We start from the raw sequence: 26,519 nt of genomic DNA on the forward strand, positions 1-26,519 counted from the left end.
TACGATCACTCGGCAGGCAGGAGCAAAGACGGCTCCTGCCCCTGCCGCCACGCGGACACCAGAGCGTCCAGTTCGCGCCGAACGTTCTCCACGACACTGGCCCAGTCGCCTCGCTTCGGCTGCCTGAACAGGCGCATCGACTGATACCACGGGCTATCGTCGCGGTTGAGCAGCCAGCGCCAGTCAGGATTGAAGGGCAACATCGTCCAGACCGGTGCCCCGAGCCCGCCTGTGAGGTGAACCACGCTGGTGTCGACTGAGATCACCAGATCGAGACAGGACACCAGCGCCGCGGTGTCGCTGAAATCCGTCAGATGCTCCGTCAGATCGATGATGTCCTTGCGCTCGACGAGGAAAGCGCGGTCCTGATCCCGGACACTCTTTTGCAAGGAGACGAACTGGACGTCGCAATCCAGCAGCGGCGCAAGCGCGCGTAGCGCGATCGACCGGTTGTGATCGTTCTTGTGGCCCGGATCTCCCGACCAGACCAGTCCGACGCGGAAGCGCGTGCGGAGACCAAGCCGGTTCTCCCACGCCATCACGCGCGCCACCGGCGGTGCGGGCAGGAAGCTTTCCGCAAACGGAATCGTATCGAGCCTGGTCCTGAACGCCAGCGGCAGGCTGCCAAGGGGGCAGTGCAGGTCGAACGCCAGCGACGCCGCAGCTTCCCGGGTGGTGCATTCTGCGACCCCGGCGATACCAGCCAAAAGCTGCTGGATCGCAGGCCGGACACCCAGGATGACACGAGCCCCGAGCGCGGCCACCATCGGCACATAGCGCGCAAACTGGATGGAGTCGCCCAGTCCCTCGTCGCAATAGAGCAAGATGGTCTTGCCTTCGATCGGCTGCTCGCCACGCCAAAGCGGTTGGGCAAAGCCGAGATCGGCGAGGCCGAGAGACGACGCCTTCCAGCGGGCCTCGCGTCCCGCCCACCCGCGCTCGAAATCTCCGGTCAGCAGCTGAAGCAACGCGAAACTGAAAATCGTCGACGCACGGTTCGGGTCGATCGCGAGCGATCTGCGAAAGGCCGCGGACGCCTGATCCAGCAATTGCAGATCCAGCAGCATCCAGGCCTTGTTGGCAAAAGCTGCGGCAAAATCCGGACGAAGCGCGAGCGCGCGATCGATGCACGCAAACGCCTGATCGGTTCGGCCAAGCTTCCAATGCAGCAGGCCGAGATTGTTGTGCATTTCCGCGACGTCGGGTGCAAGCGCAATGGACCTCTCGAAGTCGGCCTCCGCCTCCGCGAGCCGGTTCGCCTCCTGGAGGCAAATGCCACGGATCCGATACAGGCTTGCGGAATTCGGATTGAATCTCTCGGCTGCGTCCAGATGGTCCAGGGCTTCTGCTGGCCTGCCGAGATCGAGCAGCAGCCTGCCGCAATTCTCCGCGGCCTCGAAATATCGCGGATTCAATTGCAGCGCTTGCTGGAAGTGCAGCAGAGCCTCGGCCGTGCGCTTGAGTTGCCAGAGCTGATCGCCGAGGTAGTTTGAGACGAGCGCATCCTCTTGCGCGAAGGATAGAGCCTCGCGCTGGTGCAGCCGTGTGTCCGACCGCCATGCGGATACCAGCGCCTCCAGCTCGCTGCGAACGTTGTCCACGACGCTGGCCCAGTCGTCTCGCGTCGGTTGCCTGAACAGCCGCATCGACGAATACCACGGGCTGTCGTCGCGATTGAGCAGCCAGCGCCAATCCGGGTTGAACGGCAGCATGGTCCAGACCGGCACGCCGAGCGCGCCCGTGAGGTGTACGACGCTGGTATCGACCGAAATCACCAGATCGAGCGAGGCAACCAGCGCCGCCGTCTCGCTGAAATCGGTGAGCTGCTCCGTCAGGTCGAGGATGTCCTCGCGTTCGCGGAGGAAGGCCCGGTCCTGATCCCTGATGCCCTTTTGCAAGGAGACGAACTGGACGTCGCAATCCAGCAGCGGCGCAAGCGCGCGTAGTGCTATCGACCGGTTATGATCGTTGTTGTGGCCGGGATCTCCCGACCAGACCAGACCGACGCGCAAGCGCGTGCGGGGACCAAGCCGCTCCTCCCACACTGCCATGCGCTCCGCCGGAGGCGCCGGAAGAAAACCTTGCGCGAACGGGATGGTGTCGAGCCGCGTCCCGAACGCCAGCGGCAGGCTGCCAAGCGGGCAGTGCAGGTCGAACGCCAGCGACGGCGTCGACGATCGATCGACGCAATGTGCGACGCCGGGCACGCCGGCCAGCAGCCGCTGGACCGCAGGCTTGACCTCCAGGATGACCTGGGCGCCAAGCGCGGCCACGAGGGGCACATAGCGTGCAAACTGGATGGAGTCGCCCAGCGCCTCGTCGGCATGAAGCAAAATGGTCTTGCCTTCGAGCGGCTGGTCACGCAGCCAAAGGGCTTGCGAGAATCCGCGATCGACGAGGCCGAGCGACGATGCCTTCCAGCGCGCCTCGCGTCCCGACAAGCCCCGCTCGAAATCTCCGGTCAGCATCTGCAGCAGCGCGAGATTCCAGATCGTGTCGGCATTGCCGGGCTCGAGGGCCTGCGATTGGTGAAGGGCCGCGAAAGCCTCGTCCAGCAATTGCAGGCTCCACAGCGCCCGCGCCTTTTCGTTGAGCGCTGCGGAAAAATTCGGACGAAGCGCGAGCGCGCGATCGAAGCTTGCAAAAGCCTGTTCCATCCGGCCAAACCGCGAATGAAGCGTGCCGAGGTTCTTGTGCGTCTCGGCCTCGCTGGGGTTCAGCGCAATCGACCTCTCGAAATCGGCCTGCGCCTCCTCCAACCGGCCCAGCCGCTGCAGACAAAGCCCGCGTGTCTGATACAGCGGCGCGACGTTCGGGTTGAATTTCGCGAATGCGTTGAAATAGTCCAGGGCTTCGGCATACCGGCCGAGATTGAACAGCGCCTGGCCCTGTTTCGCAGCCTCCAGACTTTTGGCCACCGCCAGATTTTGCGGCGCGACGGTCTGGGATTGTTTGGCCGCGGCCCGGCGTTCTTGGCGGTTCATGAAGGGACCAGAAAGGCTGTGCTTGAGGGGGCCACCGAGCGCGATCGGAGGGTCCCGTTGAGGCAGTTTCTGGTGCGAGGCTGGTGCGAAGCTGGCGCGGGGTGAACATTCCATGCTTCAAGCCGGAGCCCGCGAGCTCGCGTTTGACAAAGCCGACATGGCGCCGCTACCTTCGGTCGCTTGCAAAAAAGAAGCACGTTACGCAACTCGTGCATTGGCAAGCGGTTAACTGGTGTCATCGGCCGGGCCGTCACACGCGCCTTGATCGACACGAGGTCAGGGAGGACAAGTCATGAGCGGCTTTGCGCTTTCGCGTCGTTCATTGATCGGAGCCGGTATCGGCAGTGCAGCACTGGCTGGTCTCGGCGACTTGCCCGCTGTGGCGCGGGAGTTGCGGCTGCGCATGTTCTGGTGGGGCGCCAAGGAACGGGCGGAGCGCACCGACAAGGTCAATCAGCTCTATTTGAGCAGCCATCCGGACATGACGATCGCCGGCGAGTCGCTGGGCTGGACCGACTACTGGGCGCGGCTTGCGACGCAAACCGCCGGTCGCAATGCAGCCGACGTGCTGCAGATGGATTACCGCTACATCTTCGAATACGCCCGCCGGGGCGCCCTGTTGCCGCTCGACAGCTACGTGCCGAAAGCCCTCAACCTGACGGATTTCAGCCCGGCCGCGGTCGACAGCGGCAAGGTCGACGGCAAGATCTACGGCGTCAGCCTCGGCCTCAACTCAACGGCGATGGTCTATGACAAGGCGCTGATCCAGAGTCTTGGCCTGAAAGAGCCGATCTGGAACATGACATGGAGCGAGATTGGCGATCTCGCGGCCGAAATTACCAAGGCTGCCAAGCGCGACGGCTTTACCGGCATGGAGGACGGCGGTAGCAACGAGCCCGTCCTCGAAGTCTGGCTCACCCAACGCGGCAAGTCGCTATACACGGGTGAAGGCAAGGTCGGCTACGACGAAAAGGACATGACCGAGTGGTTTGCGTTCTGGAGTGAACTGCGAAAGCGCGGTGCCAGCGCCGCGCCGGATACCCAGGCGCTCGACCGCGGCGAGATCGACTCGAACCTGTTGTCGCTCGGCAAGGTTGCCATGGCCTTTGCCCACTCCAACCAGTTGGTCGGGTTCCAGGCCATCAACAAGAGCAAGCTCGGCCTCTCCACGTTTCCCGACGGCGGAAAAGGCGCGAAACCCGGGCAGTATCTGAAGCCGGCCATGATGTGGAGCGTCTCGGCGCAGTCGAAACAGGCCGAGGCGGCGGTTCAGCTGGTCAGCTACTTCGTTGCGGATACTGAGGCCGGCAAGCTCCTCGGTGTCGAGCGCGGCGTGCCGCCGTCGTCCGCGGTGCGCAACCTCTTGACGCCGACGCTCGATGACCTCGGCCGTGCCATGGTCGACTACATCAGCCTGATCAGCGACAAGGTTGGGTCATTGCCGCCTCCGCCGCCGCGGGGCGCCGGCGAGATCCAGAGCGTGCTGCGGCGTGTCAATGAGCAGGTCGGGTTCGGCCGCCTGACGCCCGCTGACGGTGCCAGGCAGTTTGTCGCCGATGCTTCCGCCGTGCTGGCCCGCGGATAGAAGCGGTGGCGGATACGCTGATCGACGCTACAACGCCCCGGCAGGCCCGGCCAGACGCACGAGCGCCTGAATTGTCCTGGCGTGAGAGTACGACGGGCTATCTGTTTCTCGCGCCCTGGCTCATCGGGTTTTTCGGGCTCACGCTGGGACCGGCGCTGGTCTCGCTGTATCTGTCGTTCACGGATTACGACCTGTTGAGCAACCCGCGCTGGGTCGGCGCCGCCAACTATGTGCGCATCGCGACCAGCGATCCCAAGTTCAGCGCGGCGATGCGCGTCACCTTCCTCTATGTGGCGCTGGCGGTGCCGCTCAAGCTCGCCTTCGCACTGTTGGTGGCCATGATGCTGAACCGCGGCCTCCGCGGCCTGCCGCTGTACCGGGCGATCTTCTATTTGCCGTCGCTGATCGGTGCCAGCGTTGCCGTCTCGGTGCTGTGGCGCCAGTTGTTCGCCGGCGACGGCCTGCTCAACCAGGCGCTGAAGCTCGTGGGCATTCATGGACCAAGCTGGATCTCCAATCCCGACACCGCCCTCTATACGCTGGTGGCGCTGAGCGTCTGGCAGTTCGGCTCGCCGATGATCATCTTTCTCGCCGGCCTGCGCCAGATTCCGAAGGACGTCTATGAGGCTGCCGAGATCGATGGCGCCAGCCGCAACCAGCAATTCTGGCGGATCACGCTGCCGCTGCTGACGCCGGTGGTGTTCTTCAACGTCGTCGTGCAGACCATCGACGCCTTCAAGGCGTTTACGCCGGCCTTCATCATCAGCGGGGGCACCGGCGGCCCGATCGACTCAACGCTGTTCTATACGCTCTATCTTTACCAGGAGGCCTTTGCCTATTTCCGCATGGGCTATGCCTCCGCGCTGGCCTGGGTGCTGGTGGTGATCATCGCGGCGTTCACCGCGCTGTCCTTCCTGTCATCGCGCTACTGGGTGCACTACGATGGTTGATCTCGCAACATCGGATGAGAGTCCGCCCCCTCGCGATCGAAGCGGCCGCGCGCTGATCTATCATGTCGTGCTGTGCCTCGCCTCGATCGCCATGCTGTATCCGCTGTTGTGGATGCTGGCGAGTTCGTTCAAGCCGGACAGCGATATCTTTGGCAACACCTCGCTGTGGCCACACAATTTCAGCCTCGCCGCCTACTGGCGCGGCTGGTCCGGGCTGCAGGTGACGTTCGGAAAGTTCTTCCTGAACTCGCTCGTGGTGTCGCTGTGCAGCGTGGTCGGCAACGTGATGTCGTGCTCGCTCGCGGCCTACGCGTTCGCCCGACTGAAATTCCGCGGCCAAAAATTCTGGTTCGCGCTGATGCTCGGCACCCTGATGCTGCCCTATCACGTGACGTTGATCCCGCAGTACATCCTGTTCCTCAATCTCGACTGGGTCGACACCTTCCTGCCGCTGATCGTGCCGAAATTCCTGGCAGTGGACGCCTTCTTCATTTTCCTTTTGGTGCAGTTCTTCCGCTCGATCCCGCGCGAGCTTGATGAGGCCGCGATGATCGACGGCTGCGGGCCGTGGCGCATCTACTGGATCGTGATCCTGCCGCTGTCGGTGCCGGCGCTTGCTACCGCCGCGGTCTTCACTTTCATCTGGACCTGGGACGATTTCTTCGGGCCGCTGATCTATCTCAACGACATGAATTCCTACACCGTGCAGCTCGGATTGCGCAGCTTCGTCGATTCCACCGGCAAATCCGACTGGAGCGCCCTGTTCGCCATGTCGACACTGACGCTGCTGCCGCTGTTCGTCTTCTTCCTGCTGTTCCAGCGTTTGCTGATCGACGGCATCGCCACCACCGGGTTGAAGGGCTGACGGCATCAACTGCTAACCAAGGAAGAAAAGTCATGAGCAAACTGCGTTTCGCCGCGATCGGCATCAATCACGCCCACATCTATGGTCAGGTCGATTGCCTGCTGCGCGCCGGCGCCGAGCTGGTCGGCTTTCATGCCGTCGAGGACGATTTGGCCCAGGCTTTCGCGGCGAAATATCCGCTAGTCCCGCGCGTGGCCGAGCGGGCGAGATTGCTCGAGGACAAGACCATCGCACTGATCCTCTCGTCCGGCATCCCCGCCGACCGCGCTCCGCTCGGCGTCGAGGTGATGCGCCACGGCAAGGACTATATGAGTGACAAGCCGGGCATGACCTCGCTGGAGCAATTGGCCGAGGTGCGCCGGGTCCAGGCCGAGACCAGGCGGATCTATTCGGTCTGCTACTCCGAGCATTTCGAGACCCGCTCCACCGTGAAAGCCGGCGAGCTGATTGCGGCCGGTGCCATCGGCAAGGTCATCAACACCGTCGGGCTCGGCCCGCACAAACTGAAAAATCTGCCGCGGCCCGATTGGTTCTATTCGCGCGAGCGCACCGGCGGCGTCTTGACCGACATCGCCTCGCATCAATGCGAACAGTTCCTGTTTTTCGCCGACGCGCTCGATGCCAAGGTCGTCAGCGCGACCGTCGCCAACCGCGCCAATCCGGACCGGCCGGAATTGCAGGATTTCGGCGAGATGCTGCTGCGGACCGGTGATGTCACCGGCTACGTCCGCGTCGATTGGTTCACCCCCGACGGCCTGCCCAATTGGGGCGACGGCCGGATCACCATTCTGGGCACCGAGGGCTACATGGAGCTGCGCAAATATATCGACGTCGCCGGGCAGCCCGGCATCGACCATCTCATCATGGTCGACCGCAAGGGTGTCCACCGGATCGACTGTTCCAATGTCGAATTGCCCTATGGCCGCCAGCTCATCGCCGACGTGCTCGATCGCACTGAGAGTGCAATTCCGCAGGCGCGCTGCTTCAAAGCCATGGAGCTGGCGCTCACCGCGCAGGCGATGGCGGAAGGAAGAGCGTAAGCCATGTCGAAACTCAGGACGGTCGCCGTGATCGGCTGCGGCATCGGCCGCAGCCATATCGCCGAGGGCTATGCGCGCTTGCGCGATCGGTTCGATGTGCAGGTGATCTGCGATCTCAGCGAGGCACGCCTTGCCACTGTCGGCGATGAATTCTCGGTGCCGCGCCGGACCACCTCGTTCGACGAGGTGCTTGCCATGGGCGACATCGACATCGTCGATATCTGCACGCCGCCAACGCTGCACTTTCCGCAAGTCATGGCGGCGCTTGCCGCCGGCAAGCAGGTGATCTGCGAAAAGCCGCTTGTCGGCTCGCTGCATGAGATCGACCAGCTCACCGCCACTGAAGCCGGGGCGCGCGGGCGCATCATGCCGGTGTTCCAATATCGCTTCGGCAACGGCCTGCAGAAGGCGCGGCGCATTATCGAGCTCGGCCTCGCCGGCAAGCCGTATCTCGCGACCGTCGAGACCGCCTGGCTGCGCGGCGCCAAATATTATTCGGTGCCGTGGCGCGGCCGCTTCGAGACCGAATTGGGCGGGGCGCTGCTCACCCATGCCATCCACGCCCACGACATCCTGACCTGGCTGATGGGCGACGTCGCCTCGGTGTTTGCGCGCACCGCAACGCGCGTTAATGAAATCGAAGTCGAAGATTGCGCGGTGGCGAGCCTCGTGATGGAAAGTGGCGCGCTGGCCTCGTTGGCCGCGACGCTGGGTTCGGCCCAGGAGATCAGCCGCCTTCGGCTGTGCTTCGAGCACGTCACCTTTGAGAGCTCGCTTGCGCCTTATGCCCCCGGCGACGATCCCTGGCAGATCATCGCGACCTCGCCGGAAGCCGAGGCGCGTATCGCCAAGGCGCTCGAAGGCTTCACGTTCGTGCCGTCGCGGTTCGAAGGCTTGATGGCGACCTATCATCAGGCGCTGGAAACCAACGGGCCGTTTCCGGTGACGCTCAAGGACGCGCGGCGTTCGCTGGAGCTGATCACCGCGCTCTATCACGCCGCAGAAACCGGCACGGCGGTGGCGCTGCCGATCGGCAAGGAGCATCCGAAATACCGCGGCTGGCGCCCGGGAGCGGCGACCGCGCCGCAGCGATGACGCGAAAGAAGATTCGCTATTTTCTGAGGCGGTCGCAGGCTATCCGTCGTCGCTTCCGCTGCGCGCCATGTATTCGCGCGGCTGCACGCGAGGCAGGGGCCGTCGCTATGGAGAAGCAATCCAATTGCGCAAACCGGCCACCGTCCGAAATCCGTCCGCTGCATAGCAGCGGATGGAGGGAGAGAAAGACTGCATCATCTCGGCCAGCGCATGTCCTGGACCGAGGTCCAGCACGCGATCGACCCCGAGCTCTGCGAGCGCCTCCAGCGTCGCCGCGCAGTCGATCGGGCGCGCGACCTGGCATGCGAGCTTCGCCGTCGCGTGGCTTGCGGAAAAGATGCGCTCGCCGTCGCCTCCGGCGAGCAAGACACGGTTGCTTGCGACGGGCGCGCGCGTGCTCGCCTCGATCGCCTGTTGCAGAGGCTCGCAGGCCGATTCTAGTTGCGACGTGTGCGAGGCGATCTTGACGGCGAGAAGACCGGTGCGCGCGGCGCCTTGTGTTGCCGCCTCATGGCAGAGATCGATGACATCCGGCTCGGCACCTCCGACGACGACAAGACGATCGGGGTTCCTGATTGCGATTTCGCAGCGATGCTTCGCGAGCAGGCGTTCGAGTATGGCCGGGTCGAGCCCGCGGACATAGCCAAGCCGGCCATCGGGCCCAGCCACGCTGTCCATCAGGCGCGCGCGAACAGCCGTCAGTCGCTGGGCTTCATCGGCGGTCCATATCCCAGCGATGCTCCAAGCGGTCATCTCGCCGGCGCTGTAGCCCGTGACGGCTGTCGTCTCGGTGAGGAGATCGGCAATGCAGGCGTAGATCGTGAGGGCCGATGCGACGGTCAGGATCTGGCTGACATGGTTGACGGATAATTCGTCGGCGTTCCGCATTCTGACGAGCTTCCGCGGGTCTTCGCCGAGACACGCGCTCGCCGCGGCAAAAACGGGCTCCGCGGCAGGCTGGTCCGCGACAAGATCGAAGATCTTGTCCGAAAGCGTACCTTGTCCGCCGCAGAGCAGGGCCAGCATCAGACCTCCAGCCGATCGACGAACAGGGTCATCGCGAGCAGATCGGCGGAGCCGCCGGGGCTGAGATTGCGCGCGACGAAGGCGTGATGAATGTCGGCGGCGCGCCTGCGCCATCCCGGGGATCCGACGCCTCCGGTGGCAAGGAATGCTGAGGCGCTGGCTTGCGCGAAGTGCAATCCCTCGGACCCGCCCCGATGCAGGAGATTGGTGTCGTTGACATCGGCGATCAGCGTCATGCAGGTTTGAATACGCACGGCTTCCTCATCATGTGGCGCAAGCTTGCGCGCTGCATGCAGTGCGGGCAGGGCGAGATCATAGACCGACGGAAAGCCATGGGCGGCTTCCCCCCTGGCGCCGCCGGCGCCGTAGCGCCGCGCCGCCACCGCGCCATGGCTGCGAAGCGATACGGGGCCTGACAGGATGTCTTCGCCCCAACGCTCGGAAACCAGCCTGCCGAGAGACTTGCGGATGCCGACGGCGTTGCGATATCCGGCCGCGGCGCAAAGCAGACCCAGTCCGAAGATCGCGCCCCGATGTGTGTTGACGCCAGAGGTCGCAGCCAACATCGCGCGCTCCGCGGCAACGCCGATGGCGCGCAACCGGTTCATGCCGGCGCCTTCGGCACCCGCGGCCGCGAGATCGCAGAAGAACGGCGTCAAGATGTTGGCGCTGCGGCACAAGAGGCCGGCGTCCATGTCGCGATGCGCGCCGTTGTCGACATGGCTGACAAGCCCCGGCTTCGGATAGGTCTCGACCTCGAGCTTCAGGCACAGCGATGCGAGATGACCGAGCTGTTCCGCATCGAGCGCGAGCCCAGGCAGTGATTGCCATCGGAGTGCAATGTTCATGACACGTAACCTGCGAGAAAGGCTGCGCGCGTCGCGCTGGTGACTCCGGTCAGGCCTTTCACAAGGACTTCGTCCTCGTCAGTGCCGGTCAGTTCTCGCCATTGAACGCCTCCTGCCGGACCGACGATCTCACCGTCCAGCCGCATCGGCGCCTGGCTCGCAATCTCTGCGATCCCGGACGGCAGGGCTCTGGCCTGCTCGGCCGACGACAGCGTCCAGAGCAGATCGAGGTCCGAACCATCCGTAAGATAGCGAAGCCCGGTGAGATGCTGCCAGGCCAGACTGCCGAACGTGCGCGTCTCCGGCAGAAGCTGAAGCAGCAGGTCGATCGTCTTCCGCCAGTGCGCAGGCGCCGCCCCGCCGGCATCGGCCAACAACGGCGGCGGGGCGGATGCGACGATATCGGTCGCGGCGAGCGAGACCGCAATGCGCCGTTTGCCATGGCTCGGCGGCAGTGGCAGACCGAGCGGAATCATTCCGGCGACGTCGCTGCATGTTGGCCGGCGAACGATGAGAGGACGGCCGGCCTGCGCCCAGCCTGCGACGATCGGTTCGCTGGCGAGCTCGGGATAGCGGCCCATCGCCGCGGCCCAACCGGCGGTCGAGACCTTCACCATGCTGTGGCGCACGAGAGGCTCAACCATGTTGCGCGTCCTGATGCGAGACCGTCGCGAGCGCGACAACGCGATCGGCGATCTCGGCCGCCTTGCGCCGGCCGCCGCGCTCGGCACCGAGCCGGCCGCGATCGTCCTGTCCTTGCGGCCGTTGCAGCACGGCGGCAAGCTGCGGCGCCAAAGGCGCATTGTTATCCCAGACGACGTGAATGCCGCCGGTCATCACCATGTTGTCGAGCCCGGGCGCGAACACCGGCGTCGCTTCGGCCTTGGCTTTCAGCACATCGATAGACAGCTTGGTGACCCGCGCCATCGACGGCAGATCCATCACCGCCGGCTGGGCGCCGGGCAGCGCGACCAGCGTGCCGGTGGCGAGCGCCGTTGCGATGAATGCGCCGGCCGCGCTGCCGCCGTAGAGGAGACCGACGGTGCGATGCCCTTCGGCCTCGGCCAGCAGCAGCGCCTTGGCGAGATGCGACAGATATTCGCTGAGACCCAGCAGCTCGTCGCGCTTGCTCATGCGCTGGCTGGCGGAATCCACCAATACCAGGATCGGCGTGCGATCGCCCGATTTGACGATCTCGATGACGCGTCCCGCGAGCACGATTGCTTCGTCCACGCCGAGCGGCTGTCCCTGGGTGATGCCGAGCACGTGGATCGGTCCACCGTCAGGCAGGATCGCCTGGCCCGAGATCATCGCGCCGGTGGTTTCGATCCTGCTACCGTTCGGGAACAGGCTGGCCAGAATGTCATCGAGCGTCATCGGCGTTCTCCCTGTCGTTGGCCGCGCGAAGGAATGCGCCCGTCGGAAGTGCGGGAACATCGGACGGATCGGCGATGCCAAGCGTCCGCCAGATATCGACGGCGTCCTCGGCCTCGCCGAAACGCTGAAGCCGTCGCTCCAGGCGCGCCTGCTCGGCTTCGAGAACGGCCATGTCGCATCGTCTGCCGTCCCTGAGCGCGTCGATCGCGGCCCCACGAAAAGCCAGCGCCTCGTCGTCGACGAACGCGTCGGCGCCGCCGATGAGGTAGCGGTGCTTGCCGCCCATGGTGCGCCAGACCAGTGCGCGGTCGCGCGAGTCGAATTCCTCGATGCCCTTGTTGGTCTCGATCACTTCGGGACCGCTGACGCTGAGCCGCCCCTGTTCGGAGATGATCAGGCGCGAGCAGGTGCCGGCGATCAGGCTGCCGCCGCCATAGCAGCCGGCGCGCCCGCCGATCAGGCCGACGACGTTGAGGCCAGCGCACCGCGCCTCGATGATCGCGCGCATGATCTCCGCGATGGCGAGCTCGCCGGCATTGGCTTCCTGAAGCCGCACGCCGCCGGTGTCGAACAGGATCAGAATGTCTTGCTTGAGCGCGAGCGCTGCGCGCAGCAGCCCGGTGAGCTTGGCGCCGTGGATTTCGCCGAAGGCGCCGCCCATGAAGCGTCCCTCCTGTGTGGCAACGAGCACCGGCGAGCCATCCAGCCGGCCGCGGCCGACGACGATGCCGTCGTCAAACTGCTCCGGCAAGTCGAAGATCGCCAGATGCGGGCTCATCTCGCGCAACTCGGGGCCGATGAATTCGGCAAAGCTGCCGGAATCGACCAGCGCGTCGATACGCTGCCGGGCGCTCGCCTCGTACCAGCTCAGCGAGATATTGTTGGCTGCGACCTCTGTCATCTCTCCGGCTCCTCGATCTTGCGGACCCCCTGCGCGAGGCGCAGTGCGACCGTGTCGGGCCGGGCGCCGCCGTCATTGATGGAGATGCGCAGGCCCCCGGCCGAGCGGCGAGCGACGAAGTCGCGGACCACGGCGTCCCACACCATGCCGAAGCCATGGGCCGCCGTTGCGATGTCGATGGTGCAGACATCCGCCGGGAGATTGCGTTCCAGCAGCACTTCAAGATTGCCGGAGGCGACGACGCCGACGATCGCCTGCGCGCGGCTGCCGCCGGCAGACCTGGGTGCGGTCAGTCTGAAGCTGAGCTTTTCCATGCAAGAACTCCTCACCAATTGCGGAAGCGGCTGGGCGGGCGGTAAAGGCCGCCGGAGGCCAGCATGAGATCCTTGATCGAGCGGGCCGCGAGCAGCCGCCGGTCGGCATCGAGCGGATCGATGCCGAGGTCCTCGGGGCGCCGGATCACGCCGCGCTGCCTGAGCTGCTCGACCAGCTTCGCGTCACGCGCGCGGCCGATCTCGGTGTATCCGGCAACGCCGCGGATCGCCTGCTCGCGCTCGTCCTTGCTCCGGCACATCAGGAGGTTGGCGATGCCTTCCTCGGTGACGATGTGGGTGACGTCGTCTGAGTAGACCATCACCGGGGCGAGATCGAGCTTGAGCGCGCGCGCCAGCTCGAGCGCATCGAGCCGCTCGACGAACAGCGGCGCGTTGCGATCGCCAAAGGTCTCGCCGATCTGCACCACCAGCTTGCGGCCGCGGCGCAGCGCCGCGTCCGCGTCGGGTGCGGCCTCGGCGCCGGCCTTGAGCCAGGGCTCGCTTGGATGACGACGGCCGCGTGGATCGGAGCCCATGTTGGGCGCGCCGCCGAAGCCGGCGATGCGGCTGGTCGTCACCGTCGAGCTGTGGCCTTCGAGATCGATCTGGAGCGTCGATCCGATGAACATGTCGCAGGCATAGAGGCCCGCCGTCTGGCAGAAGGCGCGGTTCGATCGCAGCGAGCCGTCGGGGCCGGTGAAGAACACGTCGGAACGCGCCGCGACGTAGTCCTCCATGCCGACTTCCGATCCAAAACAGTGGATCTGCTCGACCCAGCCGGATTCGATCGCGGGAATCATCGTGGGGTGCGGGTTCAGCGCGAAATGGGTGCAGACCTTGCCCTTGAGGCCGAGCTTCTCGCCATAGGTCGGCAGCAGCAGCTCGATCGCGGCCGTATTGAAACCGATGCCATGATTGAGCCGGCGCACGCCGTAGGGCGCGTAGATGCCCTTGATGGCCAGCATCGCCGTAAGGATCTGGGTCTCGGTGATGGCGGCGGGATCGCGCGTGAACAGCGGCTCGACATAGAAGGGGCGGCCGGCCTCGACCACGAAATGCACGAGGTCGCCGGGGATGTCCACGCGCGGCACCTTGTCGACGATCTCGGTGACCTGCGCCACGACGAGGCCGTTCTTGTAGCTCGTCGCCTCGACGACGGTCGGCGTGTCCTCGGTGTTCGGCCCCGTATAGAGATTGCCGTCCTTGTCGGCGCTGACCGCCGCGATCAGTGCGACGTTCGGCGTGAGGTCGATGAAGTAGCGCGCGAACAGCTCGAGATAGGTATGGACCGCCCCGAGCTCGATCTTGCGGCCGAACAGCATCTTCGCGATGCGCGCCGCCTGCGGGCCCGAATAGGAGAAGTCGAGCCGCCGCGCGATGCCCTTCTCGAAGATGTCGAGGTGGGACGGCAGCACCACGCCGGATTGCACCATGTGCAGGTCGTGCACGTCCTGGGGGTCGAGGTTGGCAAGCGCCGACGCGAGGATATCGGCCTGCTTCTGATTGTCGCCCTCCAGGCAGACCCGGTCGCCTGACCGGATCACCGCCGTCAGAAACGCGCCCAGGCTCGGGATCGGGACGACCTTTCCCCTGGCGTGCTGTCGGCCGGCCGCCAGACGCTCGCCGAGTGCGGCCTTTTGCATACCCCAATCGCTCATTCCGGCTCCTTGGCATGCGGAGTTGGCTATTGATCGGCTTAATGTATGCGTATTGCCTTCAAAAGTCAATTAGCGTATACACTAATCCATAAGCGATGGATATTCGCATACACAGGAGGGAATTTACGATGCGAATGCATGCAGATAGTCCAAATCCTGGGGATCGTGCTCCGCTCGCAGAGGGGAGGCGCCCGTGACCATTTCCGGCGTAGCGCTCCTCGCGATCTGCACGCTGCTGGGGAGCCTGCTTGGCGACCTGCTCGGCGTCGCCCTCGGTGTGAAGGCCAATGTCGGCGGCGTCGGCATTGCGATGATGTTCCTGATCGCGGCCCGGCTCTGGCTGGTACGGTGGGGCCTGCTCAGCCGCGGGCTCAATACCGGCGTCGAGTTCTGGGGCAGCTTCTACATTCCGATCGTGGTCGCCATGGCCGCGCAGCAGAACGTCGTCGCCGCGGCAAAAGGCGGTCCGATCGTCGTCATTGCGGGCGCCGGCGCGGTCGCGGTGTGTTTCGCGATGGTGGCTTTGATCGGCCGGTTCAGTGGCCCCGTCGAGACCATGGACGAGATCGAGGCCCGAGAGGCGCTCGAGGCGAGCGTGCCGCACTTCAAGTCCGGGAGGGTCGGGTGACCATGATATCTCACATTCTCGCTGCAAATTCGCTGATCACCGCCTTCGCCGCCGTCGGGATCCTGATGTGGATTTCCGGTGCGATCTCGAAATACCTCACCTTCGGACGCATCCACGGCTCGGCGATCGCGATCATGCTGGGTCTGGTGCTGGCCTTTTTCGGCGGCATCGCCACCGGCGGTGAAAAGGGCGTCGCCGATCTGCCGGCGCTGACCGGGATCGGCCTGATGGGAGGCGCGATGCTGCGGGACTTCGCCATCGTGGCCACGGCTTTCGAGGTCGATGTCGTCCATGCGCGCAAGGCCGGACTGATCGGTGCGGTCGCGCTGGGATTGGGGACGGTGGTCCCGTTCATTCTCGGCGTGTTCGTTGCCGCGGCGTTTGGCTACACTGATGCCGAATCATTGACGACGATCGGTGCCGGCGCGGTCACCTACATCGTGGGGCCGGTCACGGGAGCGGCAATCGGTGCATCCTCACCGGTCATTGCGCTCTCGATCGCGACCGGTGTGTTCAAGGCGGTGATCGTGATGATCGGCACGCCGTTCGTGGCGAAAATGATCGGCCTCGATAATCCGCGCAGCGCCATGGTGTTCGGTGGATTGATGGGGACAGTCAGCGGTGTTTCCGGAGGGCTTGCTGCGACCGACCGGCGGCTGGTGCCTTACGGGGCGTTGACTGCGACATTCCATACGGGATTAGGATGCCTGGTCGCACCATCCATCCTTTACTTCGCAGTGCGTGCGATCACAGGAGGCTAAATGGCGGGTTTGCTCAAGGTCGCAACTGATGCGGAAGATGATGGGGGACTGCTGTCCGATCGCATCCGCAACGCGCTGACCGACGAGATCGCCTCAGGCGCGCGCGTCGCCGGTTCCGCCCTGGAAGAGCAGCAGCTGGCCGATCTTTTCGGCGCTTCCCGCACGCCGGTGCGGGAGGCGCTTCGCCAGCTCGTGGTCAGCGGCCTCGTCGAGGTTCGTGGCCGCCGTGGCCTCGTCGTTGCGCGGATGACGCCGGAGCGGATCATGGACATGTTCGAGACCAGCGCCGAGGTCGAGGCGATGTGCGTCCGGCTCGCGACCTATCGGATGACCCCGCTCGAGCGCAGCCATCTCATCGAACTGCATGACGCTTCGCTGAAGATGGTCGAGGCCAATGACGTCGATGCCTATGATGCCTTCAACCGCCAGTTCCACGAAGGCATCTACAGCGCGACGCACAACTCGTTCATGGCCGAGCAGGCGCAGGATGTTCGCTCGCGGCTGAGCGCCTTCCGCCGCACCCAGTTGCGGCAGGGCGACCGCATTCGCAAATCCCGCGACGAGCATGATGCCATCATGCAGGCAATTGCCGAAGGGGATGGCGATACGGCCGCCCGCAGAATGCGTGCACACATGTTGAATGCCGCTGCGGCGCTCAGGCGCTACATCGATGATCGCGTCGGGGGACCGACCGACGGACCTGCGTCTGACAACGCCCGATAGCTCTGATTGGGTGGATCAGACGATGTGCCTTGCGGCATGCTGAAGTTCGAAAACAATTCGGAAGTAGCGGGCGCATTGTCGGCGTCACGCATCTTGCGGCGCGGCTGCGACGGCGGTCCGTCGGCGTGCCGGCAGGAAAAGCCCCGCAATCGCGCCGGCCAGCGACAGCGTTGCGGCAAGGCTCATCGCCGCGGCAAATCCGCTGTCGAAATGCGCGGCCGAGTAGGCCCCGCCGTGGCCTGAGAAGGTCGCCACCAGCGCGGCGATGCCGAACATGCCGCCGAGGAAGCGTCCCATGTTGAAGATGCCGGACGCCTTGCCCATTTCGGCCACCGCGACCGAGCTCAGGATGGCGTTCTGTGCTGCCGGCATCGCCATCGAGACGCCGACGCCGACCAGCACCAGCGGCGCGACCAGAGCGGAGTAGGCGACAGCGGGGCTCACGATCTCGGCGATCCAGCCGAGGCCGATCGCCTGCATCAGCAATCCCGTCACCACCAGCGGCCGCTCGCCGAACCTGTTGACGACTGAGCCTGCGATCGGGGCGGTGACGAACAGCGTCGCTGTCCAGGGGAGCAGGCGAAGTCCGGCGCCGAAGGCGTCGTAGCCCAGCGTGGTCTGCAGGAACTGCGGCAGCAGGAACAACACGCCATACATCGCGGCGTAGAACAGCACGCTTGCGGACATGCCGGAGGCAAGCGCGCGCGATGCAAACAGCCGCATCGGCACCATCGGCGCGGCCGCGCGCAATTCCCAGAGCACGAAGCCGGCGGTGAACACCAGGCCCGACATCAGCGTGGCCATGACCTCGGCGCTCGCCCACCCCACGGCGTTGCCGCGCAACAGGCTCCAGACCAGCGCAAGCGCCGCAAGCGCCACGAGCGATAGCCCAGGGATGTCCAATGCGGCAGCAGGTCCGAAGCTTTCGCGCAACCGTGCCAGCACCAGGGCGATCGCGATCAGGCCGATCGGCAGGTTGATCCAGAACACAAAGCGCCAGCCGAAATGTTCGGTGATGAAGCCGCCGATGGCGGGGCCGATGATCAGCGCGAAGCCGGTGATGCTGCTGAAAATGCCGAGCGCGCGGGCGCGCTCCTCGCGGCCGAACGTGCCGCTCAGGATCGCCATCGCCAGCGGCATCACCAGCGCGGCGCCGGCGCCCTGGAGCGCGCGGGCGGCGATCAGCGCGGTGGCATTGCCTGCGAGCGCACAGGCCGCCGATGCAACCACGAACAGGGCGATCCCGGCGGCGAACATGCGGCGGCGACCGAAGCGGTCGCCGAGCGCGGCGCCGGTCAGGAGCAGCACCGCGAAGGTCAGGTTGAAGGCGTTGACGGTCCATTGCAGCGTCTCGACCGGGCTGCCGAATTCGGCGCGGATGGCCGCGAATGCCGTCGTGATGATCATGGCGTCCAGCGCCATCATGAAGGATGCCAGCGCGGTGACGCCGAGCACCCAGTTCTGCGCGGCGCGGTTGGTCGGGGTCTGCATCGCCCTGTCTCCGTGTGTCGCGGCCGCCCTGTCGCGGCGCGTTCTACGGGTGAGACGAGGCCGGAGCGGCAAAGGATGCGCCCGAAAATAATTTGTTCCGGGCCGCATCCTTCGCCGGCCGGCGAACGTCCTTGGGTGATGCGGCCGTTTGCGCGACCTTGATCCGGACAAGCGGGGCACCGGTTTTCCGGCCAAGGTCGTGCTAAAATGGAAAGATGGCGCGCGATGTGCGAGCCAGGTCGCGACATGAGCAGGAGCGCGCGATGAGAAGGACGTTGATCAGGTACAAGACCAGGCCGGAGCTGGCCGACCGGAATGCCGAGCTGGTTTCGGCCGTATTTGCCGAATTGAAGGCGGCCGGGCCCGACGGCGTGCGCTATCTGACGCTGCGGCTGGAGGACGACACCTTCATCCATCTCGTCGAGGCCGCGGCCGAGGACGGCTCGAGCCCGATCCCGAAACTCAAGGCGTTTCAGGCGTTCCAGGACGGCATCCGGGACCGCTGCGCGGAGCCGCCGCTGGTTCGTGAAGTGAGGATCGTCGGCAACTATCGTATGCTGGACGAGTCCTGAACAGCCGAGGCGGAGAAGCAATGGCGCCAGACCCGCTGGCCACCGTCGATATCGAGGCCCTGCTGGCGCGGCTGCGACCGAAACTGCATCGCTACTGCGCCCGCATGGTCGGCTCGGCCATCGACGGTGAGGATGTGCTGCAGGATGCGCTGATCAAGGCGATGGAAGCGCTGCAATCGGCCGCGCCCATCGTCAATCCCGAGGGCTGGCTGTTCCGCATCGCGCACAACACCGCGCTGGATTTCCTGCGCCGCCGCAACCGGCAGGAGGCGCTGCATTCGGCTGAGGAGGTGGAGATGATTGCCGACCAGCTCGATGATGTCGAAAGCCGCCAGATCGCCGCGACCAGCCTGCGCACCTTCATGCGGCTGCCGGTGACGCAGCGGTCCAGCGTGATCCTGATGGACGTGCTCGGCTGCTCGCTGGCCGAGGTCTGCGACATCATGGATTTCAGCCTGCCTGCGGTGAAGGCCGCGCTGCATCGCGGGCGCGCGCAGCTGCGTGAGTTCGCCGGAGAGCCCGACGATGTGCCGCAGCCGGGCCTGTCGGACGCCGATCGCACGCGGCTCAACGCCTATGTCGGCCATTTCAATGCCCGCGACTTCGACGCGATCCGCGCCATGATCGCCGACGACGTCAGGCTCGAGCTCGTCAACCGCACCAGGCTGAAAGGCAGGGCCGAGGTGTCGACCTACTTCGGCAATTATTCGAAGATCAGCGACTGGCACCTGGTGACGGGGCAGGTCGAGGGACGTCCCGCGATCCTGGTGTTCGATCCGAATGAGCCAAACGGGCGGGCGAAATATTTCATGCTGCTGAACTGGTCCGCCGACAAGCTCGCCACCATCAGGGATTTTCGTCACGCAGCCTACGTCATCGATGGTGCCGAGTGCGTGGTGGATGGAGGGTGAGTGGGCCTTCCATCAGAGTTCATCAGCTCGACATCACCGCACTCCCGTGCCCTTGCAGCGCTGGCACTTCACCACCTTGTCGCCCTTCTTGAGCAAACCTTTGCCCTCACAATTCTTGCATTTCTGCTTCTTCTTGATGTTCGGGCCTTTTTCACTCACCATGAAATTCTCCTGCCGCGAGAGGGCGGTCAACTGGGGCTTTGTATGGATTGGGTTCGCTCAGCGGAACAACCGAGCGGCGTGGGGTAAGCCCTACACCTAAGCCGGCTTCGGCACCACCAACACCGGCACGCTCCCGTCCACCAGCACCTCGGACGTCTGGCTGCCCAAAAACAGCTTCCTGAGGCCGCGGCGCCCGTGAGAGGCCATGACGATCAAGTCGCATCCTCTCGACTTTGCCGTTTCGATGATCGCAGTGGCCGGGTGCGCATTCGGAACATGCAGGAATTCTGCGGGCGTGCCGATCTGCTCCGACATCGCGCGCGCTTCGTCAAGCACCTTGCCCGCACGGGCCTTGCAGGCGGCGTCAAAGCTGTCGACCTCCTCCTGCGTCGGAATCCATCCCGAGGTGTGTCCGCCCCCATAGTCGACCGGCAGCGCTTCCGTCACGGTGATGATGGTCAGCCTGGCGTTCAGGGCCTTCGCCAAGCCAATGCCATGCTCAACGCCTTTTCGTGCGACGTCCGATCCATCCGTGCTCAAGAGAATGTTGGTGTACATCCGGCGGCTCCTTTGCTCGTCGAACAAAGTGATGCCTGGGGAGTATGGGCTGATACGCACCGTGGGTCCATGCGCATGTGCTGGCCTCGATCGCACTGTCGCAGCCTCGAAAGACTGGCCTCGTGCGAATTGAACATGTTCTCGGCGAATTAAACTTTTCTTCATGTGGTAACAGGCCGCGTGGCAGGCGCGTCTAATTTAGTGGATCGGATCTCTCGCTTCGCGAGGGATCACCCCAACCGAAAGGATCCATGATGACTACATTCAGGAAATCTATCGGGCCAGTCCTGTCCAGGGCCTTGTTGGCCGGACTGGTCGTCACCGCAATCTTTACGACGCCGCTGCAGGCGCACGAGAGCCGCGCCGGCGATCGACAAGCCGAACAGAGCGTGGGGTCGACCATCCCTCGCATCGCGCGCGATCGGTCGATCGCGGCGCCAGCCCACCACGCGTTCGCGCCAGTGCCCTCGGATCAACCGGGTGGCGTTTGCGACCACGGCGATGACCCGATGATATGCTGAAGCGGAGCTCGCTGGGGCGCGATGATAATCCTCACGCGCCCCGCGCGAACGCAACTTCGTAAACGACCTACAGGTCGACCAGACCGCCGTCGACGAACAGTTCGGCGCCGGTGGTGTAGGTCGCATCGGCAGCAAGGTAGAGGGCGGCTGCGGCCACTTCCGCGACCGTACCGGTGCGGCCAAGCGGGATGCGCGTCTTGGCGCCTTCGATGAAGCTGTCCTTCTGGGCGGGGGTGAGGCCACCCTTGTCGAGGATCGGGGTGATGATCGGACCCGGGCTGATGGTGTTGACGCGAATGCCGCGCGGCGTCAGCTCCTTGGCGATGGTGCGACCGAACGAACGCAGCGCCGCCTTGGTCGAGCCGTAGATGGTGCTGCCTCCCAGGCCGCCGTTCGCGCCCGCGACCGATGCGGTCAGAATGATCGCGCCGCCGTTTGGAATGACCGGAATGGCATGCTTAATCAGGAAGAACGCGCCCTTCACATTGATGTTGAACTGGCTGTCGTAAAGCGCCTCGTCGACGTCCGCGATCGGCGCGAACTTGGCGATGCCGGCGTTGACGAACAGGACGTCGATGCGGCCGTGCTTGGCTTTGACCTGATCGACCAGAGCCTTCGTGGCCGCCACGTTGCCGGCGTCCGAGAGCAGCACCTCGATCCCGGGCAGCGCCGCCTTGGCGGCGTCCACCGAGCGCTCGCTGGAGCCGGTGACGACGACCGTCGCGCCCTCGGATTGAAAGAGTTTTGCGGTCTCAGCGCCGATGCCGGTGGTGCCTCCGCTGATGAGTGCGATCTTGCCGTCGAGCTTGGCCATGATGGGGGTCCTGGGTTGGGTGGTTGGTCTGGGCAGAGACATGGGGGCTTCTGTGACACGTGCAAGTGCCGGCACTAGTCCGCGCTTACTCCGCCGAGGTCGCGCTCGGCTGATGACCACGCCGTCTGCGACTGCGTCGATTGCCCGTGCGGCTAACCCGCGCGCGTCGCGAAACGGCAGAAATCCGTCGACTTTCGATCGCAGCAGGAACAGAGTGGCTTGCCATAGCTTGGATGTTATGGCTCAGATGTGCGCAATCCGCCGTGTCGAAGCGAAGGATGGACTAGTTTTTGACGACACCGTGTGATCAGTAAACGGCAATCGGCGCACACGCCAAGCTCGGTTTCATGGGCTCGGCTCGCATGACCGCGCTCTGGTGGCAGACATGCGTGATCTATCAGATCTACCCGCGCTCCTTTCAGGACAGCAACGACGACGGGATCGGCGACCTCAAGGGGATCGCGCAGCGGCTCGACTATCTTGTCGGCCTTGGGGTCGAAGCGATCTGGATCTCGCCGATTTACCCGTCGCCGATGGTCGATTTCGGCTATGACGTTGCCGATTATTGCGACATCGATCCATGCTTCGGCAATCTGGCGGATTTTGACGATTTGCTGATGCAGGCGCATCGGCGGGGGCTGAAGATCCTGCTCGACTTCGTGCCCAACCACACCTCCGACCAGCATCCATGGTTCGTCGAGAGCCGCGCTGCGAAGGACAATCAAAAAAGAGACTGGTACATCTGGCGCGATGCCGCCGCAGACGGCGGACCGCCCAACAACTGGATCAGCGATTTCGGCGGCTCGGCCTGGCAATGGGACGAGATCACCGGGCAATATTACTACCACGCCTTTCTGAAGGAGCAGCCGGACCTCAACTGGCGTCATCCGGATGTGCAGGCGGCGATGTTCGATGTGATGCGGTTCTGGTTCGACCGCGGCGTCGATGGCTTCCGGATCGATGTGCTGTGGCACATGCTGAAGGCGGCGGACTTCCCGGACAATCCACCCAACCCGGACTATCGGCTAGGCATGGGCGAAATGCACCGCCTGCTGCAACGCCATTCGACAGACCAGCCCGAGGTGCACGGCATCGCCGCCGCGATGCGCGACATCGCCGACAGCTACGGCGCCAGAGGACTGGGCGAGCGGGTTCTGATCGGCGAGATCTACCTGCCGGTCGACCGTCTGATGCACTATTACGGCCGGGAACGCCCGGGCGTGCATCTGCCCTTCAATTTCCAGCTCATCGACATGCCGTGGGACGCGCGCACGCTTGCTGCGGCAATTACCTTCTATGAGGCCGCACTTCCGGTCGCCGGCTGGCCAAACTGGGTGCTCGGCAACCACGACCGGCCGCGCGTTGCCACCCGGCTTGGTCAGGCTCAGGCTCGCGTCGCTTCCGTCTTGCTGCTGACGCTGCGCGGCACGCCCACACTCTATTACGGCGACGAGCTGGGTTTGAGCGATGTCATGATCGAACCCTCGCAAGTGAGGGACCCGCGCGAGTTGCGCGAGCCCGGCTTGGCGTTGGGCCGGGATCCCGTGCGCACGCCGATGCCGTGGGATGGCAGCGACAATGCGGGTTTCAGCGCGGCCAGGCCGTGGTTGCCGCTCCATGCCGACTGGCGGACGCGCAACGTGGCGCGGATGACGGAAGATCCTCGATCCATCCTGACACTTTATCGTCGCCTGCTTGCGCTCAGGCGCGATTGTCCGGCCTTGTCGATCGGCGACTTCGCTTTGGTGAATATCGAAGACGAGATCCTGGTCTACGAGCGCCGGCACGAGTCGGAGCGGCTGGTCGTGGCGCTGAACCTCGGGGGACGGCCGCATCGTCTGCAATTGCCGGATTGGGCGCGCGGGAGCCGGCTGCTCCTGTCCACGCACGAGGATACGGCGCTGGCCGAACACGGCGCTCTCCTGCTACGGTCGCATGAAGCCGTCGTGCTCGCGGCTGGATAGTACAAAGCAGAAGGAATCGTCGTTTGCGCATTGCCATGCTGGCGCCGATCTCCTGGCGGACACCGCCGCGCCATTACGGGCCCTGGGAACAGGTCACGAGTCTCCTGACGGAGGCGCTGGCGGCGCGCGGCGTTGACGTCACCCTGTTTGCCACGCTGGATAGCAGGACGTCAGCCCGTCTGGATGGGGTCTGCCCGGCGCCCTATTCCGAAGATCCCGCGATCGACGCGAAAGTGTGGGAGATGCTCCACGTCGCCCATGTCTTCGAACAGGCCGGCGCGTTCGACCTGATTCACAACCAGGCCGATTTCGTCCCGCACGCTTTCTCGCGGCTGGTCGGGACCCCGATCGTGACGACGATCCACGGGTTCTCGTCGGAACGCATTCTGCCTGCCTACAGGCGATACCAGGATCGCGTCCACTATGTCGCCATCAGCGAGGCCAATCGTCATCCAGACCTGCGCTATGCCGCAACGATCCACCACGGTATCCCGCTGGCGGATTTTCCATTTGATCCGCATGGCGGCGAAGACCTGCTGTTCTTCGGCCGCATTCATCCGGACAAGGGGGCCGCCGAGGCGATCATGGCGGCACGTCGTTCGGGACGGAAATTGATCATGGCCGGCATCGTCCAGGACCAGGAGTACCACAATGAGAGGATCGCCCCCGCGCTCGACGACCGGTCCGTGGTCTATCTCGGCCCGGTCGGTGGCGCGGCGCGCGCGAAAACGCTCGGGTCCGCGCGCGCGCTGCTCCACCTCATCAATTTCGATGAGCCGTTCGGCCTGTCGGTGGTCGAAGCGCTGGCGTGCGGAACGCCCGTCATTGCCTGCAACCGGGGATCGATGCCGGAGCTGATCGATGACGGCGTGACCGGGTTTCTGGTCGACAGTCTCGACGCGGCGGTCGATGCGATCGCCCGCATCGACCAGATCGACCGCGCGGCTTGCCGTGCCGCGGTCTCCGCGCGCTTCACGGTCGACCGCATGGCGGATCGATATTTGGGCTTGTACCGGGAGATCCTGGGGTGAGAGGCGACGGGCAATAAGTCTACGGTGATGGCAACCGCACTGTCACTGTAATTATCGTGTCTCACTTCAGGGGTGCAGTCCAGCCCTGTCGCCGTAATCTCCGGCCGTAATCCCCCGTAGTCCCTCGCCAGACTTCAGAACCTCGGCTAGGTCGTCCGGATCACTCCAGGGGGACTCATGTCTGAGTGCTGCTGCCGAGCTGGTGCGCTTGCGGCCGAGGGCGGAACTTGCAGCTCATGGCCGCGCAGGCCCAGGAACGCGATCAACACGACAGCCGTCAGAGCGACACCGCCGGCCGCGACTTCGGGCGCAGCGGCCGAGGACGCCGCCAAAATGCTTGCGCGGAGCGAGAGCTGGCGCGGGACTTGGAGCGGGACTTGGCGCACGAGGTCCCGCCCGCTCTCGTGGCGTATGTTGCCCGGACCTTCCGCGACCCGGCGCTGGCAAAGGAAGACGACGAGGAGCAGCAATGCCGTGCCGCCCGCGAGCGGCTCGATCGGGGTGGTCAAGGATGTGTAGGAGAGCGTGTGAGCGCCGGTATAGAGAAGGAGTGTGGCCGGCAAAGCCATGCTGCCGACAAGCGGTGCGAGCGCGGGACGATACCGGGCAGGCCTGTCGTCCCGATCGGCGAACACCGCGAAAAGTATGGCGATAATCATCAAATGACCTATGCCGTCCACCTTGCCAAAATCGAGAGTTGCGGCGGTCAGCACCAGCACCAGCGCGAGGGCGGCGAGACGCCGGACCAGCGGTGTCCAGAACAGCGCGAAGGCCAGGCCGAATTCCACGACCCCTGCGGCGGTCACGACAGTCGAGACATCGAAGCCCAGGGTCAGCTCTGGATGAGCGACCGCGATCGGCGCGACCCAGGCCGGGTACACAAATTTTTCCATCGCCGGCCATAACAGGGACAGGGCGACAGTCCAGCGCAGGAAATCAGATCGAAAAGCAAGCAGCTTCGCATTGCGCGACAAGGACAGCGCGAACCAGACCCCGAGTCCTGGAAAGACCGGGTAGTCCAGCATGTGGAACAGGCCATAGCTGGCGGCACCATAGACATAGAGCAGCACGATGCCGGCCCCTGCTGCCGGGAGCGTGGCACGCGCGCCCAAGAAAAGCGGGATCAGCAACTGAATGGCCGAGAGCCAGACACTGTTTGCTTCGAGTTCCGGGGTGAGAATGAGCCCTCCATGAGCCCACAGCAAAGCAAAGAACACCGCAGCGGCCGCACGCAAAAGGTCCTCGACGCGATGGCGCAGAGGCTCGGTCAATTGATCCAGAAATTTCGAGACCATGGCGCCGAACCTGGTCTGCTCGGCCGCGCAAGCGAGATAGAACAGCGCAAGGAACAGCGCCAGGAACAGAAAGAACGTCGTCGTCAATACCGCCCGAACGGGCAGCGGATCGTCGGAGACGACGCATGGCACGAACCACTTCACATGAGCCGATGCGACGCCGGTCATCGAGATGAAGTTGACCACCAGACACCCGGAGAAAATCAGCCCTTTCGTGACTCTTGATCCAGCGCGTCCAGCGTTGGAGATGGTCGAAAAGTCATTGCGGTTGGCTACGCGATCGATGCTCATGGGCTCACCAGAATAATTTCGTCCAAGCATTCTTCCCCCTCCGACGAGAGTGGTTGATAGACAGAAGAATACGTTCACCGATTTAGCCGACGCTCGGGCTTTTTGGATGTGAGGTGGCTTACTGGCGTCAGGTCACACGTTCGTTAGGGGAACG

At 64.5% G+C, this 26,519-nt stretch carries 24 protein-coding genes and 1 pseudogene; 12 read left to right on the top strand and 13 right to left on the bottom strand.

What is annotated here, in order from left to right:
- Positions 1-5: 5 nt before the first annotated feature.
- A complete protein-coding gene (locus FXB40_RS21470; protein ID WP_187437040.1) occupies positions 6-2,984 on the bottom strand; it encodes a tetratricopeptide repeat protein in 2,979 nt (992 codons plus the stop codon).
- Positions 2,985-3,276: 292 nt separating this feature from the next.
- Between FXB40_RS21470 and FXB40_RS21475 the strand changes: the two genes are divergently transcribed.
- The 5 genes and pseudogenes from FXB40_RS21475 (at position 3,277) to FXB40_RS21495 (ending at position 8,519) form a co-directional block, all read left to right on the top strand.
- Positions 3,277-4,569, top strand: coding sequence for an ABC transporter substrate-binding protein (locus FXB40_RS21475; protein ID WP_148774166.1), 1,293 nt, complete (start codon positions 3,277-3,279; stop codon positions 4,567-4,569).
- A 92-nt stretch (positions 4,570-4,661) separates the two neighbouring features.
- A pseudogene (locus tag FXB40_RS21480) lies at positions 4,662-5,519 on the top strand (carbohydrate ABC transporter permease); the annotation flags it as partial.
- Positions 5,512-6,384, top strand: coding sequence for a carbohydrate ABC transporter permease (locus FXB40_RS21485; RefSeq protein ID WP_148774168.1), 873 nt, complete (start codon positions 5,512-5,514; stop codon positions 6,382-6,384). The pseudogene FXB40_RS21480 and the gene FXB40_RS21485, both read left to right, overlap by 8 nt.
- Before the next feature lie 32 nt (positions 6,385-6,416).
- Positions 6,417-7,424 (top strand): Gfo/Idh/MocA family protein, encoded by a 1,008-nt coding sequence (locus FXB40_RS21490; RefSeq protein WP_148774169.1) that lies wholly within the window; start codon positions 6,417-6,419, stop codon positions 7,422-7,424.
- A gap of 3 nt (positions 7,425-7,427) precedes the next feature.
- Positions 7,428-8,519, top strand: a complete 1,092-nt coding sequence (locus FXB40_RS21495; RefSeq protein ID WP_148774170.1) for a Gfo/Idh/MocA family protein — start codon at positions 7,428-7,430, stop codon at positions 8,517-8,519.
- Positions 8,520-8,624: 105 nt separating this feature from the next.
- Here FXB40_RS21495 and FXB40_RS21500 read toward each other — a convergent pair whose 3' ends face one another.
- The 7 genes from FXB40_RS21500 to mdcA are packed head-to-tail and all read right to left on the bottom strand — an operon-like array spanning position 8,625 to position 14,643.
- Positions 8,625-9,545: an acyltransferase domain-containing protein gene (locus tag FXB40_RS21500; RefSeq protein WP_148774171.1), complete on the bottom strand. Its 921-nt coding sequence runs from the start codon at positions 9,543-9,545 to the stop codon at positions 8,625-8,627.
- Positions 9,545-10,393 carry a triphosphoribosyl-dephospho-CoA synthase MdcB gene (gene mdcB / locus FXB40_RS21505; protein WP_148774172.1) on the bottom strand — a complete coding sequence of 283 codons (849 nt, stop codon included), beginning with the start codon at positions 10,391-10,393 and terminating at the stop codon, positions 9,545-9,547. The genes FXB40_RS21500 and mdcB overlap by 1 nt, the downstream gene beginning before the upstream one ends.
- Complete coding sequence (gene mdcG, locus FXB40_RS21510; RefSeq protein ID WP_148774173.1) at positions 10,390-11,037, bottom strand: malonate decarboxylase holo-[acyl-carrier-protein] synthase; 648 nt, start codon at positions 11,035-11,037, stop codon at positions 10,390-10,392. Before mdcG ends, mdcB begins: the two co-directional genes overlap by 4 nt.
- A complete protein-coding gene (gene mdcE / locus FXB40_RS21515) occupies positions 11,030-11,770 on the bottom strand; it encodes a biotin-independent malonate decarboxylase subunit gamma (RefSeq protein WP_148774174.1) in 741 nt (246 codons plus the stop codon). Before mdcE ends, mdcG begins: the two co-directional genes overlap by 8 nt.
- Positions 11,757-12,671 (bottom strand): biotin-independent malonate decarboxylase subunit beta, encoded by a 915-nt coding sequence (locus FXB40_RS21520; RefSeq protein ID WP_148774175.1) that lies wholly within the window; start codon positions 12,669-12,671, stop codon positions 11,757-11,759. Before FXB40_RS21520 ends, mdcE begins: the two co-directional genes overlap by 14 nt.
- The gene (gene mdcC, locus FXB40_RS21525) at positions 12,668-12,985 is read right to left on the bottom strand and encodes a malonate decarboxylase acyl carrier protein (protein ID WP_148774176.1); all 318 of its coding nucleotides are present in this window, start codon (positions 12,983-12,985) and stop codon (positions 12,668-12,670) included. Before mdcC ends, FXB40_RS21520 begins: the two co-directional genes overlap by 4 nt.
- 11 nt (positions 12,986-12,996) lie before the next feature.
- Entirely contained in the window at positions 12,997-14,643 is a 1,647-nt protein-coding gene (gene mdcA, locus FXB40_RS21530; RefSeq protein ID WP_148774177.1) for a malonate decarboxylase subunit alpha, read from the bottom strand.
- Between the two features lie 193 nt (positions 14,644-14,836).
- On the opposite strand from mdcA, the gene madL reads away from it, so the two are divergent.
- Genes madL through FXB40_RS21545 form a run of 3 tightly spaced genes read left to right on the top strand, consistent with a single transcriptional unit; the run spans position 14,837 to position 16,755 of the window.
- On the top strand, positions 14,837-15,271 hold the full coding sequence (madL, locus tag FXB40_RS21535) for a malonate transporter subunit MadL (protein WP_148774178.1): 435 nt from the start codon (positions 14,837-14,839) through the stop codon (positions 15,269-15,271).
- Positions 15,272-15,273: 2 nt separating this feature from the next.
- Positions 15,274-16,032 (top strand): malonate transporter subunit MadM, encoded by a 759-nt coding sequence (madM, locus tag FXB40_RS21540; protein WP_210352176.1) that lies wholly within the window; start codon positions 15,274-15,276, stop codon positions 16,030-16,032.
- Positions 16,033-16,755, top strand: coding sequence for a GntR family transcriptional regulator (locus tag FXB40_RS21545; protein WP_148774180.1), 723 nt, complete (start codon positions 16,033-16,035; stop codon positions 16,753-16,755).
- An 84-nt stretch (positions 16,756-16,839) separates the two neighbouring features.
- Here the strand turns inward: FXB40_RS21545 and FXB40_RS21550 are convergent, their stop codons facing one another.
- Complete coding sequence (locus FXB40_RS21550; RefSeq protein ID WP_148774181.1) at positions 16,840-18,246, bottom strand: DHA2 family efflux MFS transporter permease subunit; 1,407 nt, start codon at positions 18,244-18,246, stop codon at positions 16,840-16,842.
- A gap of 263 nt (positions 18,247-18,509) precedes the next feature.
- On the opposite strand from FXB40_RS21550, the gene FXB40_RS21555 reads away from it, so the two are divergent.
- Both FXB40_RS21555 and FXB40_RS21560 read left to right on the top strand, forming a co-directional pair.
- Positions 18,510-18,818 (top strand): hypothetical protein, encoded by a 309-nt coding sequence (locus FXB40_RS21555; protein ID WP_148774182.1) that lies wholly within the window; start codon positions 18,510-18,512, stop codon positions 18,816-18,818.
- A gap of 20 nt (positions 18,819-18,838) precedes the next feature.
- The gene (locus tag FXB40_RS21560) at positions 18,839-19,729 is read left to right on the top strand and encodes a sigma-70 family RNA polymerase sigma factor (RefSeq protein ID WP_148774183.1); all 891 of its coding nucleotides are present in this window, start codon (positions 18,839-18,841) and stop codon (positions 19,727-19,729) included.
- A gap of 33 nt (positions 19,730-19,762) precedes the next feature.
- Here the strand turns inward: FXB40_RS21560 and FXB40_RS49915 are convergent, their stop codons facing one another.
- From FXB40_RS49915 to FXB40_RS21570, 3 genes are all read right to left on the bottom strand, one after another.
- Entirely contained in the window at positions 19,763-19,891 is a 129-nt protein-coding gene (locus tag FXB40_RS49915; protein ID WP_256374932.1) for a hypothetical protein, read from the bottom strand.
- Positions 19,892-19,987: 96 nt separating this feature from the next.
- The gene (locus FXB40_RS21565; protein WP_148774341.1) at positions 19,988-20,449 is read right to left on the bottom strand and encodes a universal stress protein; all 462 of its coding nucleotides are present in this window, start codon (positions 20,447-20,449) and stop codon (positions 19,988-19,990) included.
- A gap of 588 nt (positions 20,450-21,037) precedes the next feature.
- Positions 21,038-21,784 (bottom strand): SDR family oxidoreductase, encoded by a 747-nt coding sequence (locus FXB40_RS21570; protein ID WP_187437041.1) that lies wholly within the window; start codon positions 21,782-21,784, stop codon positions 21,038-21,040.
- Positions 21,785-22,146: 362 nt separating this feature from the next.
- Here FXB40_RS21570 and FXB40_RS21575 point away from each other — a divergent pair, with 362 nt between their 5' ends.
- Together FXB40_RS21575 and FXB40_RS21580 are read left to right on the top strand one after the other, a co-directional pair.
- Positions 22,147-23,748, top strand: coding sequence for an alpha-amylase family glycosyl hydrolase (locus tag FXB40_RS21575; protein WP_148774185.1), 1,602 nt, complete (start codon positions 22,147-22,149; stop codon positions 23,746-23,748).
- 23 nt (positions 23,749-23,771) lie between these two features.
- On the top strand, positions 23,772-24,779 hold the full coding sequence (locus FXB40_RS21580) for a glycosyltransferase family 4 protein (RefSeq protein ID WP_148774186.1): 1,008 nt from the start codon (positions 23,772-23,774) through the stop codon (positions 24,777-24,779).
- A 146-nt stretch (positions 24,780-24,925) separates the two neighbouring features.
- On the opposite strand, the gene FXB40_RS21585 is transcribed toward FXB40_RS21580, so the two are convergent.
- Complete coding sequence (locus FXB40_RS21585) at positions 24,926-26,365, bottom strand: hypothetical protein (RefSeq protein WP_148774187.1); 1,440 nt, start codon at positions 26,363-26,365, stop codon at positions 24,926-24,928.
- Between the last annotated feature and the right edge of the window lie 154 nt (positions 26,366-26,519).

Source organism: Bradyrhizobium rifense, assembly GCF_008123425.1.
Taxonomy (GTDB): Bacteria; Pseudomonadota; Alphaproteobacteria; order Rhizobiales; family Xanthobacteraceae; genus Bradyrhizobium; species Bradyrhizobium rifense.